Source organism: Exiguobacterium sp. R-39 (assembly GCF_049942815.1).
Taxonomy (GTDB): domain Bacteria; phylum Bacillota; class Bacilli; order Exiguobacteriales; family Exiguobacteriaceae; genus Exiguobacterium_A.
The window spans coordinates 284,410-302,594 of record NZ_CP187965.1; the positions used below are offsets into that span (position 1 = coordinate 284,410).

Consider the following 18,185-nt stretch of genomic DNA (forward strand, 5'->3'; position numbering starts at 1 on the left):
AAGTCCTGGTTCTTTTTAGATATTTAATGAAACAATGATTCCTAAAAATGCGGCACTGATGCCAAGGAGATAACTGAGTCCGAGGTAAAGGGTCAGCGTTTTTCTGTTTTGATTCTGAACGAGTTGCAGTGTCTCGAGCTTAAACGTCGAAAACGTCGTAAAGGAACCGAGAAAACCCGTGCCGAGCAATAACGTCCATGTCGAATCCAAATGCGAACCGATGACGAGACCGAGTAAAAAAGAACCGAGGATGTTGATGACGAATGTCGCGAGTGGAAAATCCTTTTTCCAAAATGTTTTCATCCACTGGCTGACGGCAAACCGGCTGATGGCACCAAAAAAAGCACCGGTCGCAAGAGCAACAAGATTCATGAAGCGTCCTCCTTCTGAAACAGACGTAACCGTCTTGTCCCGAGTGTGTAGCCGAGATAAGACATCAATAATCCGCCGAACAAACTGATGCTGATATAGAGAAGGGCGTAACCGTAAAAACCGCTCCGTAACAGTTCAACGGATTCGACACTGAACGTTGAAAATGTCGTAAAGGAACCGACAAAACCGGTTCCGAGCGCCGTCATCGCGTATTGATGAAGCAACGTCGTCTTAAATAGAAAGTGCGTCGCGTACCCCAAGACGAAACAGCCGATCAGATTAATGCTTAATGTCGCCCACGGAAACGTTCCGACGGCAAAATGAGTGATAAAAAGGCTGAGACCATAACGGGCGGAAGCACCGAGGATACCAGCCAGTCCGACTAATACATATAACATCTGAAGCCGCCTTTCTGTCCATTTTGTATTTACCATACGCTTTTCTGAAATCAAGCGTCAAGTTGTGAAAATGAGCGGGAATACTTCACGTCTTCTTCAAACTGGACGATAAGAAAGGGTACGAATCCAACAGAAGGAGTTTTGCAGATGGTCTCACCCCTTGAAAGACTGAGTACGAAAATTCTCTCTCGTCTCATTGCCTCATTAATTACAATCGCGCATCCTTTGATTTTCATTTTTGTTCAACTGGACTATGTGCCCATGAGTGTATTTTATCAATTTTTGGTCGGAGGTCTGTTACTGACGGTCGCCTTGCTGGGGGGAAATCGTTTTTTTGGCGATCAGCTCAGCGGAAAATATATTCAAATCATATTGACCTATCTGGTACTGGCACTTGTCCTTGTGACCTTGCCAACTCAAAGTATCTGGACGATTGCTTATCTGTATTTAACGATTTCAGTCATCTACCTCATTCCCCATTTAGTCGTAGTGGCAGGTTTGCTCGGATTACTGGAATTGGTACTCTTTACGGTTTTTGGAACGATTCAGTTTTCAAATCTGTTTGATATGATTGTCGCATTCGTCATCTATCTGATGGTTTTTTCAGCAGCCACGTTTGTTGCTGTCTTCGGACGAAATGTCATGCGGGAAGTCAAAAGGCAACAAGAGAAGGCGGAGCATTACGCAGCAAGCTCACAGCTGACGCTTGAGCAATCAGCCGCTACAGCAACCGATGTCACGACGTTCACGGCAGGAATGAGTGAAACCGTCGATACGGCGAAAGTGTCATTTGAAAAAATTGATCAGGCGATGCAGATGTTAGCCGATAACTCGTCGAAAAATGCCCAATCCGTCCGGCAGATTAAACGGATGAACACGGATAACGTTGCGTTGATGACGGATGTCGCGACAGCCGTCGACCGGGCACTTGCCCTCAGTTCTTCGTCGAAGGTGACGGCTGAACAAAGCCGCGAGACCATCAGCGAAGCCGGTGAATCATTACAAGAACTGACCGCGAGCATGGACGAATCCGTCACTGCGTTTGGACAGCTTGCTGGACGTTTTAAAGAAATTGTTACGATTACTTCCAGCATCAATGCGATCGCGACGCAAACGAACTTATTGAGCTTAAACGCATCGATTGAGGCGGCACGCGCCGGAGAGTTCGGAAAAGGATTTACCGTCGTCGCCCAGGAAATCCGTAATTTGTCGGCACAGACGGCGGCCGCCTCGACCGAAATCAATCAAATCATCGAACGGGTCGATCGTGATGTCATGCAGACCGGTAATTCGATTGATGCCAGTACCAGCTTGCTGCGGCAGCAGGAGGCCCGGATGCAAAGAAGTCAAGACGCCTTGCAGACGATTGCGACGGATTCCAATGATTCCGTTCAGGCAATCAGTGGAGCGCAGCAACAATTCGTGACGATCACGAACAGTCTGACGAACATTGCGCAGGCAACGGAACAACTGGATGCTTTCATGGATCTGTTGCTGACGAGCAGTGATCAATTGTCCGGTCTGACACGGTCACAAGTCGAACAAATCGTTGATTTACAGCAGGCAATCCATACGTTAAATGCCACGGCATTAACACTGCAACAGACAGCGCATACCTGACAGGCGTGTACCGATTCGAAAGAGCCGGTACACTTTTTTCGTTTGTCGCAAGTCTTGAAAGGGAACAACTAAAAGGTAAAACAATCAGAGGAGGAAATGACATGAAAGCAGCTTATATTGAACAGTATGGTGGATCGGAACAATTTAAAGTAGGGGAACTCGAACGTCCGGTCGTCGGAGCAGACGATGTCTTGATTGCGGTTCATGCGGCGAGTGTCAATCCTGTTGATTGGAAACTGCGTGAAGGATACTTAAAGGAAATGCTCAGCTATGATATGCCGCTGATTATCGGTTGGGATGTCTCCGGTGTGATCGAAGAAGTGGGGGCGAACGTGACGGATTTAAAAGTCGGCGATGAAGTGTTCAGTCGTCCTGATATTGCCCGTCAAGGGACGTATGCGGAGTATGTCGCGGTGGATGCCCATCTTGTCGTCAAGAAACCGGAGGCCCTGACGTTCGAAGAGGCAGCATCACTGCCGCTCGTCGCCCACACGGCCTGGCAGGTCATGTTTGAAGTGATGGACGCGAAAGCGGGAGATAAAATCTTTATCGGTGCCGGTTCAGGCGGTGTCGGAACGGTTGCGATCCAGCTTGCGAAAGCACACGGTCTTCATGTCATCACATCGACGAGCACGAAAAACGTCGACTGGGTCAAAGCGCTTGGAGCAGACGAAGTCATCGATTACAAACAGCAGGATCCGGCAGAAACTGTCCGCGATCTGGACTTTGTGTTTGATACAATGGGCGGCGACGACCAGGCGAAGCTGTACCAGATGCTCAAACCAAACGGAATGCTCGTTTCCATTTCGACACCACCGGATGAAGAACAGGCAAAACAGGCGGATGCCCGTGTTGCTTACGTCTTCATGCAACCGACAGGCGAGCGGCTTCAACATATCGCGCAAGCCGTAGAACGGGGAGAATTAAAACCGGTCGTCGATCGGATTTTCGATTTGGATCAAATCAAAGAAGCGCATGATTATGGAGAAGAAGGTCATGCGAAAGGGAAAATTGTCATTAAAGTGAAGTAAGCACATGAAAAGCCGGTTTCCTTGCTCAAGGAACCGGCTTTTTCTATGGCGTCTAACAAACTTGTTTTGATTCGAGCAACCGGTCGAGCAACTGTAACGTGTCCGGTTGATCGATCAGCATCTGTTGCAAGTGTGGCAATTCAGCCTGTAACAATTCCCGGTAAAGACGAGCGGCTTCGTGATGGGTGGCCGGAACGAGGACATCATAAATCGCTTCAAGGCGCAGGCGTGGAGCGTCCGGTAAATAATCAGCAACCGTTTTTAAACCGAGTTGTGCCCGGTCGGGAACATACCGATGTAATAGGACTTTGGCAAATTTGATCAGTGCGCTCCGCAACATCTCGACTGCCCATAAGGCATTCCCGCGTCCGGCTGCTTTTTGATACTGGAACAGGAACCAGACGGCATCAATCGCTTCATCCGCAGCTTCCTGTGTCCCGAGTGCCAAAGAGGAGGTCTCGACGTACGCATCGAGTTGTCTTTTCGGATCATACAAGACACGAATCGTATCGGAATGGTTTAACGATTCGCGGGTCACCGTAAACAGATCGACATGCAAAAGATCGTCATATACGACAATCAGTTGCGGGGCGACAATAAAGAGGTCGTCTTTCCAGATGATTGGGCGATAGACGGACAGGTGGGTCAGTCGACGGGTTAAAAATTTCGCCATCCGTTCTTCGGACACAAGACAATAGAGGTCGATATCCGAATAGACATCTTCTTCACCACGTCCAAATGAACCTTTCAAAAAAATGGCTTCGACAGCAGGATCTTGTTTAAAACGTGTTACTAGCTGTTCAATCGCATGAAGTTGATGCATGGGTTTTGCTCCCTTACGTAGTCTATTCAGTCAGTATACGTGAAATAAGGGAGATTATTCCATAAAAAAGAGCGGTTCATTTAAAATGAATCGCTGGTACTAGAAATAGTGACATCTTGAAGCATGTCTTTCTGAGCCAAATGCTCGACATGTTTTTCGCCCCAGGCATTGATGGCATTTAAAACAGGAATCAGTGTTTTTCCGTAATCCGTCAGTGAATATTCGACGCGGGGCGGGACGACCTGATAGATTTCCCGGTGGACGATATCGTTCAGCTCCAGTTCCCGGAGCTGAGCGGTTAACATTTTTTGCGTGATATTCGTGAGATTTCGTTTCAATTCACTGAACCGGAGCGTGTCGTGGGTGATCAGTTCGAGCAAAATCGACGGCTTCCATTTCCCGGTCAGGATTTCGAGTGCCGTCTCGACGCGGCAGCTTGGTGTCTCTTCCATGGCTGTTCCTCCTTCATGGTATCGTTTAGGATACTATACCACTTCTTTGTGCCTACTTCCGTTCTCTTCACTTCTGACTGATAATGAAGATACGAAGCGAACTTATGAGGAGGAAACAAGATGAACATCAATCCAAATATTACACTGGGACCGGTCAGCTTACGGATTACCAATCTGGAACAATCGATTGCGTTTTACCGGGATGCACTGGGGCTAACCGTTTTAACACAAGACGAGAAAACGGCAACACTCGGTGCAAAGACAACACCACTCGTCATTTTGGAGCAACACAGTACGGCAAAACAACTTCCGAAAAATTCGGTGGCGGGGTTGTATCATTTCGCGATTTTATTACCGAACCGGAAAGAACTAGGATTTGTCATCCGGAATCTGATTGCCCAAGGAATTGAACTCGGGCAAGGGGATCATCTCGTCAGCGAAGCTTTTTATTTATCGGATCCGGACGGAAACGGCATTGAGATTTATGCCGACCGTCCGCGTGATACCTGGACGTATGAAGCAAATGGAGACGTCAAAATGACGACAGATCCGGTCGACTGGCAAAGTATGCTCGTCGAGGCGGGAGAGGAAGACTGGTACGGCATGCCTGAAGATACCGTCATGGGACATGTCCATTTCCATGTGAAGTCACTTGAAGCGGCCCGGAAGTTTTATGTCGAGACACTTGGGTTTGATGTCGCAGCGGACGCGTCCCGGATGCGGGCGTTGTTCCTGGCTGCCGGCGGCTATCATCACCATATCGGAACAAACGTCTGGTCAGGCGTTGATGCGCCGAAAACACCGGAGGATGCCGTTGGACTGACTTACTGGACACTGATTTATCCGGACGCGGCTTCGCGCGAAACGGCAGTCGTAGCACTTAATCAATCACCGTATGAAGTGAAGCGACAAGCAGACGCGATTTACGTGACAGATGATGCCGGAATCACTGCCCGATTAATGGCTCAAGCCTGATGAATCCATAGAAAAAAGCGATTTCGTCATCGAAATCGCTTTTTTGACGTTTCTTAATTTTGACCGGATAAAGCCGACGGGGCATTGCCGTCATAACGGCTGATCAGTTCATAGGGCCGGACTTTATATAAGGCATGCGGGAAGTAATGTGGATCCATCGCATCGAGCGTCCGCAACTGGAAGTGTTCCCGTTTGATATAGGTGTCGATGTTCTCCCGGTTCAAGTCGAAGAAGCCGACTTCCGCCGTCTCGCCTTCTTGCGGACGGAGCTCGCCGCCGGTATAGGTACCACGGAAAGCGACACAAAGGACGTGACTTGAGATATTTTGATAGATACCGGTAATGCCTTCAATCGTGACGTCCGCTCCGGTTTCTTCTTTGACTTCCCGTTTAACAGCATCGAGAATCGATTCGTGGTTCTCGACTTGTCCACCCGGCATTTCATACGTGTCACCACGATGGAGATTTCGGACGAGCAGGACTTCGCCGTCTTCATTTGTAATATAAGCGGTGACACTGACGATGGCGCGTGGCGGAGCATAGACGCCGGTTGCCGTCAAAAAGTCTTCCGTTGATTTAATATAAAGGTTTTTTCCGAGACGGGCGCGTTTTTTCATCGCTTCGCGGCGTAACGTACTGCCACGGACGTCCCGGTCGACTTGTTCGTAATGTTCGCGATCACGGTATTCCCAAATCGCAATGACTTCATCTTCTGCTTCATTCACCCAGCGACCAACAAGACGGGCGCCGTGGCTGATTTGTAAAGGGTAGAGATACGTGTGAAAGAACTCGGTAAATTCCTGCAGTCGTTCCGGGCGGATCGTATAGGTCTTCCGGCGATGTAACATGGAAATTCCTCCTCTATCTTTTAAGCAGTTAGGTTCCTTGACTACCTTCTCGCATCAGGGGGAATATCCCTGCTTTTCTGTCGGATTCGATGTGAAAAAAGCGACTTTGCAGGCGTAGGAATCTTTGCGCATGTAAAAGAATATTTTTGTAGCAAGAAGCAGAAAAAGAAAAAAGAAAGAAAAGAAGAGGGCTCAACTCAAGAAAATTCGGGCATACTTTACTTATAGAGAGAAAAAAAGGACGTGAGAGAATGGTAGATGTTATGGCATTGTTCCGATTAGCCGGCGGGATTATGTTTACGCCGCTGTCAGATGACGTCCTGATGATGGGATATGCTGCGTTACGAGTCCGGGAAGGAATTCATCCGGTTTTGATTTGGTTAGCCGCATGGCCTGTCTTTTTTATTGCCTTTGCCTGGTTCTATCTGTTGGCACGCTTTTTCCGTGAAATTCCACTCGTCAAACGGTTGATGAAATCAAAATTCCTGGAGCAGGCTGAATCGATTTTAGAACGCCGTGGACTATGGGCAATCGGGTTGTCGTTCTTTTTACCGGGTGTCCGGCACCCGATTCATTACGTAGCCGGGTTACTTGGTTATCCGTTACCACGGTATTTAGCAATGACATTCTTTGCGGCAGGGCTGTACACCGGATTATGGACGTTCTTGATTGTCCGAATCGGTGAAGCTGTCACATGGTCGGAACTCGGAATATGGTTAAGTGAACATCCAGGTATGGTACTTGTAATTATGGCAGCGTTATTGACAATTATTATTTCAGGTGTCGTGCACGCAAAACGGCGAAATCGTCTAAAAAAAGAAGAAGAATTCGTCACGGAATAAAAACATCCCCTTCAGAAATGATTCCTAAAGGGGATGTTTTTGGTTTAGGTGTAAACTCTTATGCGTTTTGACGTTTGCGTGCGAGGACGATTCCGGCTGCACCGAGTGCAAGACCGAAGAGAGCGATCGCACCAGTTGTACCTGCTGTATTGTTGTCGCTCATGCCGCCGTTACCTGTGTTCGGCATTGAACCTGGTGTACCATCCATGAATTTCTCAGGTGATTGTTTGACGATTGCGCCACCGAGGTTTTCACCGACACCGTACATGTAAGCATATGACTCACGGAACGTATCAACTGATCCTTTGTAGTCGCCTTCGACATACTGCATGAACGTATCTTGGACGTATGTCTCATGACCAGAGATTGCTTCTTGTGCTGCTTTTGTCGGAAGGTTTTCTTCCGTTGCTGCGCCAAGGAACGCACCGAAGTCATTTGAGAACATTTTGAGCATGTCTTGTGCGTCGCCCATCAATTTCTTGTCATCGTTGATTGCTGCTGTGACAAGGTTCGCTTGCGCTTCGATGTGGTTTTTTGTCCAGACTTGCTCGAACTGATCCGCACCCGCTTGACCGTAGACGGATTTCATTGCCGCTTTGAAGTCAGCTGTGTGCATGTCTTCTGCCCAGTTCGCTGCATCGTAGTCTTTCGCTTGATCGACGCCTGCTGTCATGCTGATGTTGGCAAGGGCGACGTGCTCCGCTGCAAGGCTGTTGAGTGTTGACCGGAGGTCAGCTGCTTTTGTGTCGGCTTTCGTGTTGTCGAACTTCTCAGGCATTTGTGTTGTGATCGCGACTGAGAGTGCTTTTGAGATATCATACATGCGGCTGTAGCCTTCACGGAACGTGTTGTACGATCCTTCGTAGTCACCGGCTGCATATTGTTGGAATGTTTTATAGACGTCGGCTTCATGGGCACGGAGGACTTCTTCCGCTGCTGCCTTCGGCAGTTTACCTTCAGTTGCTGTATCGAGGAAGCTCGAGAGATCCTGGACGAACTCTTCTGTTTCCGCTTTTGACGCGTTGATGCCGTCCTGGTCGTCCGCTTTCACGGCTTTGACGAGATCAGTTGTGTATTTGTTGTGATCAACGAAGATTTTTTCGAATTGTTTTGCACCTTCATCGCCATAGACAGAAGCGATTGCCGGTGTCATGTCGAGTGCGTTCTGTTTAAGTGCTGCTTCATAATACTTCGCATCTTTTGATCCGTCATATTGTTTTTTCATGTCCATGACGGCAAGCACGAAGTGCTCAGAGAGTAACTGATCGAGTGTCGCACGGAGGTCAGCGGCTTTTGTTTTGACCGTGACGTTCTTCGCGCTCTCCTCATGTTTCATGTCGTCTCCGCCACCGGAAGCGAATGCTGCCGTTCCGGGTAATACGAGTGCTGCTGCCATTGCTGTTGCTGCGAATTTTTTCGTGTTTTTCATCTTGTCTCATCCTCTCAAATTTGGGTGTTGTTTTTGTATATTTGGTAGTTGTTGTCTGCATCGTTCTGAACAGCATACGCGCCCGGATTGGAATTGGATTTAAAAAAGATTAAAAAATATGAAAAAAATTCAAAATCATTTAACTAACTTGCAAAGAAACTAAGTGTTTTCCTATTATATGTACGAAATCATTGTGTGGAATTTAACGAATCAACTACTTAATTAACACGCAGAGATATCACCGGATTGGCAAAAAATCGCCATAGTGTCAGCGGTCTGGGAATTATGTAACCGCTTATACTTAATGAGCGTTCACAAGCTGGACATATTTTTCGCGGATGTACGGCAAACTGAAATCACTGAAGGAGTGGGGAGAGAAAAGAAAACGTAGAATAAGACAGCAGACTCATGACAACACGTGTGCCATCATAACTCATCCTACATACTGTCATGAGAACATCTACTTAACGAAGAAGCGGGGATTGAACATGAATCAACTCGAGACGAGGGGAACAGAACAAAAAACGGAAAACCGTTCCGCGTCATCATTTTACCGGACGGTTTGGCGCTGGCATTTTTATGCCGGACTGATTTTTGCACCATTTCTCGTCATGCTTGCCGTGACGGGATCGATTTACTTATTCAAACCACAAATCGAGAATGTTTTATATCAGAAGTATTATGAAGTGACACCGCAAGAAAACCGGATTTCAGCGACGGCACAAATCAATGCTGTCAAAGCAAACTATCCGGACGCAAGTATTACGAAGTACCGTCCCGGAGAAACCGATGCGCGGTCGAGTGAAGTGAAGATTGCGACGGCAGAGGCCTCGTCGACGGTCTTCATCAATCCGTATACAGGGAAAATCATCGGTGAACTGGCGGATGATGACCGGATCATGAATAAAATCGAAGAAATCCACGGCGAACTGATGGCCGGGAGGATTGGGGACCGGATTGTCGAACTTGTTGCCTGTTGGGCGATTGTCTTAATCGTAACGGGGCTATTTTTGTGGTTCCCGCGTAAAAAATCAACAGGGTGGTCCGGTGTCTTGATTCCACGACTGCGCCAAGGGAAAAAAATCTTTCGACGTGATTTGCATGCTGTACCGGCATTTTGGATTACAGCCGGGATGTTATTCCTGATTTTGACGGGACTGCCGTGGTCCGGTTTTTGGGGGACGAGTTTTCAATCTGTCGCTACAAACCAAGGGCTTGGTTATCCGCCATCCATTTGGGGAGGCGAGGCACCGGTGTCAGCTGTTCAAACAAAAGATGTCGCAGAAGTCCCATGGGCAGCCGAAACACTCGACGTGCCGAAATCAAACGTCGAAGGGCTTGTACCGGCGTCGATTGACGATATCGTGTCGATTGCGAAACAACAGGGTATGGATCCAAGTTATGCCATCAGTATTCCAAGTGATCCGACAGGCGTCTATACGCTGTCGGCGTATCCTGCAAAAGCAGAAAAGGAAGCCACAATCCATCTTGATCAATATTCCGGAGCCGTCTTGGCAGATTATCGTTTTGATAACTATGGTCTTGTCGGTAAAGCGGTCGCGCTCGGGATTACTTTGCACAAAGGAACGGAATTTGGTCTGATCAATCAATTGATCAGTTTAGCGATTTGTCTCGGAATCATTTTAGTCGCGGTCAGCGGATTCTATTTATGGTTGAAACGGAAACCGGGCAAAGGGATGGGCGCACCAAAAGGACCGCCGGCGAAATCAATCAAGTGGTTTATTCTCGTTTTGATTGTGCTTGGCATACTGTTCCCGCTAGTTGGTCTGTCGTTAATCGTTGTCTGGCTGGCCGATTTCTTCATCATCCGACGGATTCCGGCTGTAAGGAGGTTTTTGAATGCGTAAGTCAATCAAAGGCATTTTACTAAGTGGACTGATTGTGACAAGTAGCGGTCTTGCAGGGTGTGCGGTCACATCGGACGCGGCTCAGCAATACGCTGTTGCCATCCCTTTATCGGTAAAATTTGAAATGCCGAAAGTACTGAAAGCCGATCAGGAGAAACAGTACCGATTCGGAGCGACACTTTGGCAGAATCAAAAAGCAGTTAAAGAAGCGGAGTATGTCCATTTTGAAATCTGGAAAGCAGATGGAACACTTCAGTACAGTATGGAACCGGCAGATGAAACGAAACCGGGAGTTTATTCGATTGAGAAGAAATTGCCAAAGGAAGGTCTGTATTACATCAAGGTTCATGCAAGCAGTAACGGTGCGATGATTATGCCGACACAACAATTCATTGTCGGTCAACTGTCCGCTAACGATTTAAAAATCTTACAGGGCGGTGCCAAACCTGCCGGTGGAAGCAGTGGGCATCATCATTAAAAAATAAGACAGCAAAACAGGACGATGGATAAAAATCCGTCGTCCTGTTTTCATGTGCAATGGATTAAATTAATCATCATCTCCATGAGGTCCGTGGGCATCCCCTTGATCGTCTGAATCATCCGACTCGTCGTCATCTCCAGAATCATCTGATTGTCCATCATCATCCGACGATTCATCTTCTGATTCCATTTCGTGTCCATTCACGAATTTGACTTCGACTTGAAGACTTTTGATGGGCGTCGGAAGCTGTAAGGCTTGAGTGACCTGTACTAAAAGTTCTTCTTTTGTCATCGAGGCAGTAAGCGTTAACCGTTCGCGTAAAGTGGCACTATCTTTGATGCCGATTTCATCCTTGACGCGTAATTCGTTCCGGCGATGTTCACTGCTGTAGCGCCATTCGAATTTTTGTTTGTTCGTATCAGTCAACTTGATCATTATTCGTTTGATTTCCTGACTGTTTTGGACGCCGTCCTGATCTGCGTCTTCCTGACCATCGCGAACACCGTCATGATCACTGTCGGCATGGGTCGGGTCTGATCCCAGTTCGAATTCGTCCTCGTTATTCAGTTGATCTTTGTCTCGATCTTCTTCCCCGTCCTTTAGACCATCCCGATCAGAATCAGCTTGGATCGGTTGTGTGCCGACAATAAATTCTTCTTTCGTCGTCAGGCTGTCAGCATCTTGATCTTCTGCCGCATCGGAAATCCCGTCTTGATCCGTATCTTTTTTCAAGGGATTAAGCTTGGCAAGATACTCCTGTTGATTCGTCACACGATCACGGTCCGCATCTTCTTGCCCGTCAGCCAGCCGGTCATCGTCTGTGTCTTTTTTGGTCGGATTCAACTGCAATTGATACTCTTGGAGATTGGTCAGCCGATCACGGTCATGATCAGCCGTCGCTACGGTTTTTCCATACCCTAAATGATACTTACGCTGCCAGGAATCCGGAATCTTGTTTTGATCCCGATCGACTTGAGTCACTGCCTTTTTCTTTGGTTTTGTCTTGGCGTCGACCGATACGACCGACTGGGAGAGACAGACGGAGGCGAGTAACGCTCCAATGATGATTCGTTTCATACGTTCACTCCTGTTCCTGATGAAAAATAGTTTAAAAAGCGATCTTAAGAAGAGTTTAATCAAATTGTTCTAACATAAGGACGCACTTTCGAAAAACGAGTCAGTAAAAAACAAAATAGTTAAAGAGAGGAGCTGTCAAAACGCCTTACATTTTTCTAGGAAAAATATTTTAAATAAAAAATGTAAAAAAATAAAACTATTTGTGAACTGCTTACGTTATCTATGTGTAGTTCAAAAAAACAAAGGGGTGTTCATAAGATGAAGATGAAAAAGTCGTATCTCGCCGTCCCACTCAGTGCCGCATTATTGATTCCAGCAGCAGGCGTCAGTGCCCATGGTCATGAAGATCATAACAAGATGTCCCACAGCTCGGGCAAAGTATCGCTAGATGTCTCGTCTCCCGCATCGGATTTGCGAGCGACGCTCGATCAACTTTTATCTGAACATGCGTATTTAGCAGTCGTCGCCATGCAAAAAGGCATTGACGGCAAAAAAGATTTTGATCAAGCAGCCGCTGCGTTAAATCAAAATACAGATGATTTATCGGCAGCAGTCGGATCCGTCTACGGAGATGAAGCCGGCGAAGCGTTCAAAAAGATTTGGTCAAGTCATATCGGCTATTTCGTGGATTACGTGAAAGCAACAGGCGCCAAAGATGAGGATGCTAAACAAAAAGCATTAAAAGAACTGGATGAGTACCGCGTTGAACAGGCCGCTTTCCTTGATAAAGCAACAGAAGGACGCTTAAAAGCAGCAGATTTGGAAGCCGGATTAAAAGTCCACATTACGCAATTGTTGACCTCATTCGACAGTTACGTCGCCGGTGATTATGACGCCGCCTACAGCAACATGCGAAAAGCGATCGAGCATATGTACATGGTCGGAGAAGGATTATCGGGTGCCATCGTTACGCAGTATCCGGATAAATTCAAAAATACAAAAGTCGATACACCGGCTGCTGACCTCCGTGCCGGATTGAACCGGAACTTCTCGGAACATGCGGCACTCGCTGTCCTCGCGATGCAAAAAGGAATCGACGGAGCGAAAGACTTTGATGCGGCAGCAGGTGCATTAAATGAAAATACAGAAGATTTATCAGCTTCAATCGGCTCGGTCTACGGCAGTGAAGCCGCGCAACAATTCAAGAAAATCTGGTCGAGTCACATCGGCTACTTTGTAGATTACGTGAAAGCGACAGGTGCGAAAGATGATCAGGCACGTGACATGGCCGTGAAAGAACTGGATGAATACCGTGTCGAACAAGCTGCTTTCCTTGATGCCGCTACAGAAGGGCGTTTGAAATCAAAAGACTTGGAAGAAGGACTGAAGGTCCACATCGATCAATTGTTACTGGCCTTTAACAGCTACAATGAAAAAGACTACGACAAAACGTACCCGGCGATCCGTGAAGCCTACGGTCATATGTACGGAGTCGGTGAAGGAACAGCGACAGCAATCGTCGATCAGTTCCCGGATAAATTTAAAGGCGCACCGGCTGGTATGCCGAACACCGGTCTTGGTGGAACGGCTGAATCACAATCATCCACATCAAACGGCATCCTTTGGTCATTACTTGGAATCGCAGCCGCTTCGATCCTCGGATTCTTCGGACTTCGTGGACGTCGCTCACAACAATAATCGGACAACCGAACCCGCTGGAAACAGCGGGTCTTTTTCTACACATTTTACGCTTGAAGGAGGAGTTTACGATGAAGGTCAAATGGCTTGTACTGTTTATTCTGGTCTTATCCGTCGTTCAGCCGTTTTCGGTCTCGGCTCACACGAGTCTAAAGAATTCAAATCCTGCAGAAGGCGAAGTCATCAAAGGGGACTTATCAAAAATTCGTTTGAATTTCGATACGGCGATCGAGAAAACCAGTACGGTCGAACTGAAAACAGCTCAAGGTGACGTGGTTTTACTTGAGAAACCCCTGATCATCGGCAATGAATGGAGTGCGGTCGTTCAACAAAAACTTGAGAGCGGAACGTATCTCATCCGCTGGAAATTGATTTCGGAAGACGGACATCCGGTCGAAGGCACGATTCGTTTCAACGTAAAAGCAGCCGTTGCGTCAAGCGATGCTACTGAAGATCAAGATGCGGAAGCGGCAAAAGTGGAACCGCAACAAGCAAGCATCGTTCCGACCGAATCGGCCGAAACCGTCGAACCGGGATTGTTCCCGACCTTCTTACCCTGGATTGTGGCAGTCCTTGTACTCGCAATCGTCATCACGTTCTTCCTGCTCCGTCGTCAAAAACGATCATGAGTGGCATCATCAGTGAACTGCTCATTTATATCGGCGGGGCACTTTGGGCAGGGCGGCTGCTGCTTCTGTTTGTGGCGGAAGATAAGAAACCGACAATCGGTCAATTAGACGGTCTTGCGTGTGCCGCTCTCGTCAGCATCGTAGTCGGTTCGGTCCTTCCGTTGTGGCGTGTAGTTTCTTATTTTCAGCAGGAAATGGACTTATCATTCCGTGAAGCATTACGGGCGAGTCTGTTTGATGTCCGGATCGGTACGTATTTTTTACTCGTCTACTTTACGGCATTGTGTGCCGCAATTCTGATTCTGACGGCACGGATTCGTCCGGCGATCCGCTGGTTCCTGCTTCTGCTGACGATTCCGCTATTCCTCGGAATCGCAGGGACGAGTCATGCAGCTGCCAAACAGGGTCTATACGGATTGTTGCTACAGGGCGGTCATTTTAGTTTAATGGCATTTTGGACGGGCATCGTGGTCGTCATCGGTTGGTGTGCCCGGGATTCCAAACACTGGTTATCGTTTTTGCGCTGGTTCAGTCCGTTCGCCCAACTGACATTTTTTGGTGTCATCGTGACCGGATTTTTCCTGATGCGTCAAAGCGTTCCGTTAAGCGAGTACCGCAATGCCTGGAACGTCCCGTATGGCCAGGCCTTGCTGTGGAAACACCTGTTGTTAATTCCTTTGCTTGGTTATGCATTCATTAACGGGACACTCGTAAAACGGTGGTTACAGAAGGAACCGGCCTTTGATCCGCGGCGTGGTCTGCGTTTTGAGAGTCTGATTCTCGGTTGTATCTTTTTTGCGACAGCGACCCTGAGTAATCTGGAACCGCCGGATCTGAACACTCTTGGAGCAGTCAAGCCGATTCTTTGGTCGAACATCGTTCTTCTCTTAACAGGTGGTGGAAGTATCGGACTGTTGCTGTTGACCTATCAAAAACGCCTGCCGTTCCTGCTCGGCAGTCTGTTCAGTCTTCTTGGCGTCAGTCTCATCTATATCGGATTGTTATATACGCTTTAGCACAGTCACCTTCGGAATCCGGAAATGGTGGCTTTGTTGCGTCCGGAGAAGTGACAGAGCGATCATTTTAAAAATTAAAAGATAGTTTTTCTGAAGAAAATATCCGTGCCTGATTTTCGGCGACATGCAGGAGTGGAAACTCGGTATACTGAGGAAAAGAAGGGGAGGGACACGTGATGAATACCTTACCGGAAACGGATTATTATGAAGCGCTCGTCCGTCGTGATGCCTCGTACGAGGGGACATTTTTTGTCGGGGTCAAGACGACGGGAATTTTTTGCCGGCCAACTTGTCCGGCACGGAAACCGAAGCAACAGAACTGCGAATTTTTTGAGACGGCGAAAGAGGCATTACTCGCCTCGTACCGGCCGTGTTTACGCTGTAAACCGCTCGCTTACCCGGGGGACAGTGACGTCATCAGCCGCTTGGTTGCGGCCGTCGAAGACAATCCTGAGAAACGGTTCAAAGATGCCGACTTCCGGGAACTGGGACTTGATGCCTCGACCGCCCGGCGGCAGTTTAAGAAACGGTTCGGGATGACGTTCGTTGAATATGCCCGTTCCCGCCGGATGGGACTGGCGATGAAGGAAATCCGCAAAGGACAACCGGTCATCGAAGCCCAGTTGGCGAGTGGTTATGAATCAAGCAGCGGCTTCCGCGATGCCTTTGCCCGTATTCTAGGGGCAACTCCTAAACGGTGGAGCGGAGCATATCTGCAGGCAAAATGGCTCGACACGCCGCTCGGACCGATGCTGGCGATTGCCGACGAACAAGGACTGCACTTACTCGAGTTTGTCGATCGTCGCGGACTCGAACGTGAAGTGGAACGATTGCGGCTGGCAGCCCGTGCTGTAATCGTTCCCGGTGAAGCGCCAATCTTCGAGCAGGTAACAGTTCAACTGGAAGCATACTTTGCCGGCGAACGTAACCGGTTCGACCTTCCGCTCGTTTTGTACGGGACGCCGTTTCAGAGACAGGTCTGGGAACAGTTGCAACAGATTCCTGCGGGTGAGACGATTTCCTATCAGGAACTTGCCGTCCGCGTCGGGAATCCGGCTGCGGTCCGTGCTGTCGCCCGGGCAAACGGCGCCAATCAACTGGCACTGATCATTCCGTGTCACCGGGTCATCCGCTTGACGGGCGATCTCGGTGGATATGCCGGCGGCTTGGCACGAAAAGCGGCCTTATTAAAATTAGAACGGACGAAGAGAGGATTGAATCACGTATGAGTTTGATTAAAGATGTGTTTACGGATGACTGGCTGAACCGGTTGGGGGAAGCCGTCCGAGCAACAGACTTTAAAAAAGTCGTTCAAGGGGAGGACTGGGAGGAGCTGGCGTTTAAACAACGGGTCCGCCGGATTGCGACTGAGCTTAACCGTTATTTACCGGCTGACTTTGAGCAGGCGGCGACGCACCTCGAAACGATTGCCCCGGAGTTTACGGGGTTGCCGGGCATCGTTTTTCCGGACTATATCGAAGTCTATGCGCCGAGTGATGCCTGGAACCGGGCAATGTTAGCGCTGGAACGGTTGACCCGGCACTCGACATCGGAATTCGCTGTCCGCCGTTTTCTGCTGGCGGATCAAAAACGATTTTTAGAGGTCGCGACGCAATGGAGTCACTCGAATGACGAGCACATCCGGCGCTTGGCGTCAGAAGGAACCCGTCCGCGTTTACCGTGGGGGCAGATGATTCCATCGCTGATTGCGGATCCTCGACCGGTCTTGCCGATTCTCGATGCACTGCTCGAAGACGATGCGTTATATGTCCGGAAAAGTGTTGCCAATCACTTGAATGATATCGCGAAGACCCATCCGGAACTCGTCACTGAACGATTGGAGCGGCTCGGAACGCATCCGCATACGGACTGGATTTTACGCCACGCGTCACGAACTCTGTTGAAACAAGGCCACCGGGATGTCTTAAAAGCCTTTGGACTCGTTACGCGGGGAACCGTGACGGTCGACGAACTGACGGTCACACCGACACTGGCAATTGGCGGAGAACTGGCTTTTTCCTTTCATGTGACGACGACCGAACCGCAAGTGCTGCGGATTGAATATGTGATCGACTACGTCAAAAAACGGGGGACGAGTCAAAAAGTCTTCCGGATCAGCGAACGGCAGATGACGGGACGGGAGACGTTTGCGAAACGGCAGTCGTTCCGGAACTTGACGACGCGCGTTCATTATCCGGGAACACATCAATTAACGATTTTGATTAACGGAGAAGCCTATGCGACGACGGAGTTTGATGTCACGAAGGAGGAAACAACATGAACGGTCGCCATCCGGACTTTACGACATCCCGGTTATCGATTACAGCTACGGATACTGCCGACGGATGTATCTGGGTATTGAAGAAAAGAGAGAACGAACAGGTTGCTCTGATTCAATTAACCGGTCAGCAACTCAGCTATGAGGCAATTGATCCGACCGATCGAGCGGGGTACATCGAAGAAGCATTGACGGTCATCGTCGCGTATCTGGCGCGGACGCTGTTGTTGCCGTTCGTGACCGGACGGGATGGAGAAGCGGAGGTATGGCTCCAAAATGAATTTTATGCGGACGGACCGGTTTTTCGGCGTGACTTGACGCATTAGAAGTGGGGAAAATCATTAAACAAAGTGAGCCAAGAATCATCTTTCCTCCACTCGCTTTTCTCAGGCGGAACGCAAACCGTGG

The 18,185-nt window shown here is 48.5% G+C and carries 19 protein-coding genes; 12 read left to right on the top strand and 7 right to left on the bottom strand.

Annotated features, from left to right (window positions below; genetic code table 11):
* Positions 1 to 15 precede the first annotated feature (15 nt).
* Together crcB (ACP26N_RS01590) and crcB (ACP26N_RS01595) are read right to left on the bottom strand one after the other, a co-directional pair.
* A complete protein-coding gene (gene crcB, locus ACP26N_RS01590) occupies positions 16 to 372 on the bottom strand; it encodes a fluoride efflux transporter CrcB (protein ID WP_131503293.1) in 357 nt (118 codons plus the stop codon).
* Entirely contained in the window at positions 369 to 770 is a 402-nt protein-coding gene (crcB, locus tag ACP26N_RS01595; protein ID WP_131973387.1) for a fluoride efflux transporter CrcB, read from the bottom strand. Before crcB (ACP26N_RS01595) ends, crcB (ACP26N_RS01590) begins: the two co-directional genes overlap by 4 nt.
* A gap of 261 nt (positions 771 to 1,031) precedes the next feature.
* Between crcB (ACP26N_RS01595) and ACP26N_RS01600 the strand changes: the two genes are divergently transcribed.
* Positions 1,032 to 2,390, top strand: coding sequence for a methyl-accepting chemotaxis protein (locus ACP26N_RS01600; RefSeq protein WP_426354549.1), 1,359 nt, complete (start codon positions 1,032 to 1,034; stop codon positions 2,388 to 2,390).
* 101 nt (positions 2,391 to 2,491) lie between these two features.
* Entirely contained in the window at positions 2,492 to 3,421 is a 930-nt protein-coding gene (locus tag ACP26N_RS01605; protein ID WP_131503296.1) for an NADP-dependent oxidoreductase, read from the top strand.
* A 52-nt stretch (positions 3,422 to 3,473) separates the two neighbouring features.
* On the opposite strand, the gene ACP26N_RS01610 is transcribed toward ACP26N_RS01605, so the two are convergent.
* Positions 3,474 to 4,244: a nucleotidyltransferase domain-containing protein gene (locus ACP26N_RS01610; protein ID WP_131503297.1), complete on the bottom strand. Its 771-nt coding sequence runs from the start codon at positions 4,242 to 4,244 to the stop codon at positions 3,474 to 3,476.
* 80 nt (positions 4,245 to 4,324) lie between these two features.
* Complete coding sequence (locus tag ACP26N_RS01615) at positions 4,325 to 4,696, bottom strand: winged helix-turn-helix transcriptional regulator (protein ID WP_188005033.1); 372 nt, start codon at positions 4,694 to 4,696, stop codon at positions 4,325 to 4,327.
* Positions 4,697 to 4,816: 120 nt separating this feature from the next.
* Here ACP26N_RS01615 and ACP26N_RS01620 point away from each other — a divergent pair, with 120 nt between their 5' ends.
* Positions 4,817 to 5,671: a VOC family protein gene (locus ACP26N_RS01620; protein ID WP_426354550.1), complete on the top strand. Its 855-nt coding sequence runs from the start codon at positions 4,817 to 4,819 to the stop codon at positions 5,669 to 5,671.
* 53 nt (positions 5,672 to 5,724) lie between these two features.
* On the opposite strand, the gene ACP26N_RS01625 is transcribed toward ACP26N_RS01620, so the two are convergent.
* Positions 5,725 to 6,519, bottom strand: a complete 795-nt coding sequence (locus ACP26N_RS01625) for an NUDIX domain-containing protein (protein WP_188005035.1) — start codon at positions 6,517 to 6,519, stop codon at positions 5,725 to 5,727.
* A 251-nt stretch (positions 6,520 to 6,770) separates the two neighbouring features.
* On the opposite strand from ACP26N_RS01625, the gene ACP26N_RS01630 reads away from it, so the two are divergent.
* Positions 6,771 to 7,361 carry a VTT domain-containing protein gene (locus tag ACP26N_RS01630; protein WP_131973382.1) on the top strand — a complete coding sequence of 197 codons (591 nt, stop codon included), beginning with the start codon at positions 6,771 to 6,773 and terminating at the stop codon, positions 7,359 to 7,361.
* 58 nt (positions 7,362 to 7,419) lie between these two features.
* Here ACP26N_RS01630 and ACP26N_RS01635 read toward each other — a convergent pair whose 3' ends face one another.
* The gene (locus ACP26N_RS01635) at positions 7,420 to 8,790 is read right to left on the bottom strand and encodes a copper amine oxidase (RefSeq protein ID WP_131972101.1); all 1,371 of its coding nucleotides are present in this window, start codon (positions 8,788 to 8,790) and stop codon (positions 7,420 to 7,422) included.
* Between the two features lie 488 nt (positions 8,791 to 9,278).
* On the opposite strand from ACP26N_RS01635, the gene ACP26N_RS01640 reads away from it, so the two are divergent.
* Both ACP26N_RS01640 and ACP26N_RS01645 read left to right on the top strand, forming a co-directional pair.
* Complete coding sequence (locus ACP26N_RS01640) at positions 9,279 to 10,658, top strand: PepSY-associated TM helix domain-containing protein (protein ID WP_426354552.1); 1,380 nt, start codon at positions 9,279 to 9,281, stop codon at positions 10,656 to 10,658.
* Entirely contained in the window at positions 10,651 to 11,136 is a 486-nt protein-coding gene (locus ACP26N_RS01645) for a FixH family protein (RefSeq protein ID WP_131503303.1), read from the top strand. Before ACP26N_RS01640 ends, ACP26N_RS01645 begins: the two co-directional genes overlap by 8 nt.
* 69 nt (positions 11,137 to 11,205) lie before the next feature.
* On the opposite strand, the gene ACP26N_RS01650 is transcribed toward ACP26N_RS01645, so the two are convergent.
* Positions 11,206 to 12,216 (bottom strand): hypothetical protein, encoded by a 1,011-nt coding sequence (locus ACP26N_RS01650; RefSeq protein WP_131503304.1) that lies wholly within the window; start codon positions 12,214 to 12,216, stop codon positions 11,206 to 11,208.
* 258 nt (positions 12,217 to 12,474) lie between these two features.
* Between ACP26N_RS01650 and ACP26N_RS01655 the strand changes: the two genes are divergently transcribed.
* The 6 genes from ACP26N_RS01655 to ACP26N_RS01680 all read left to right on the top strand — a co-directional run bounded on the left by ACP26N_RS01655 (position 12,475) and on the right by ACP26N_RS01680 (position 18,103).
* Positions 12,475 to 13,854: a copper amine oxidase gene (locus ACP26N_RS01655; RefSeq protein WP_426354555.1), complete on the top strand. Its 1,380-nt coding sequence runs from the start codon at positions 12,475 to 12,477 to the stop codon at positions 13,852 to 13,854.
* A gap of 71 nt (positions 13,855 to 13,925) precedes the next feature.
* Positions 13,926 to 14,483: a copper resistance protein CopC gene (locus ACP26N_RS01660; protein ID WP_131973378.1), complete on the top strand. Its 558-nt coding sequence runs from the start codon at positions 13,926 to 13,928 to the stop codon at positions 14,481 to 14,483.
* Positions 14,480 to 15,499 (top strand): copper resistance D family protein, encoded by a 1,020-nt coding sequence (locus ACP26N_RS01665; protein ID WP_426354556.1) that lies wholly within the window; start codon positions 14,480 to 14,482, stop codon positions 15,497 to 15,499. Before ACP26N_RS01660 ends, ACP26N_RS01665 begins: the two co-directional genes overlap by 4 nt.
* 173 nt (positions 15,500 to 15,672) lie before the next feature.
* Positions 15,673 to 16,728, top strand: coding sequence for a bifunctional transcriptional activator/DNA repair enzyme AdaA (locus tag ACP26N_RS01670; RefSeq protein WP_426354558.1), 1,056 nt, complete (start codon positions 15,673 to 15,675; stop codon positions 16,726 to 16,728).
* Positions 16,725 to 17,780 carry a DNA alkylation repair protein gene (locus tag ACP26N_RS01675; RefSeq protein WP_426354560.1) on the top strand — a complete coding sequence of 352 codons (1,056 nt, stop codon included), beginning with the start codon at positions 16,725 to 16,727 and terminating at the stop codon, positions 17,778 to 17,780. The genes ACP26N_RS01670 and ACP26N_RS01675 overlap by 4 nt, the downstream gene beginning before the upstream one ends.
* Positions 17,777 to 18,103 carry a hypothetical protein gene (locus ACP26N_RS01680; RefSeq protein ID WP_131973374.1) on the top strand — a complete coding sequence of 109 codons (327 nt, stop codon included), beginning with the start codon at positions 17,777 to 17,779 and terminating at the stop codon, positions 18,101 to 18,103. The genes ACP26N_RS01675 and ACP26N_RS01680 overlap by 4 nt, the downstream gene beginning before the upstream one ends.
* Positions 18,104 to 18,185: the final 82 nt, after the last annotated feature.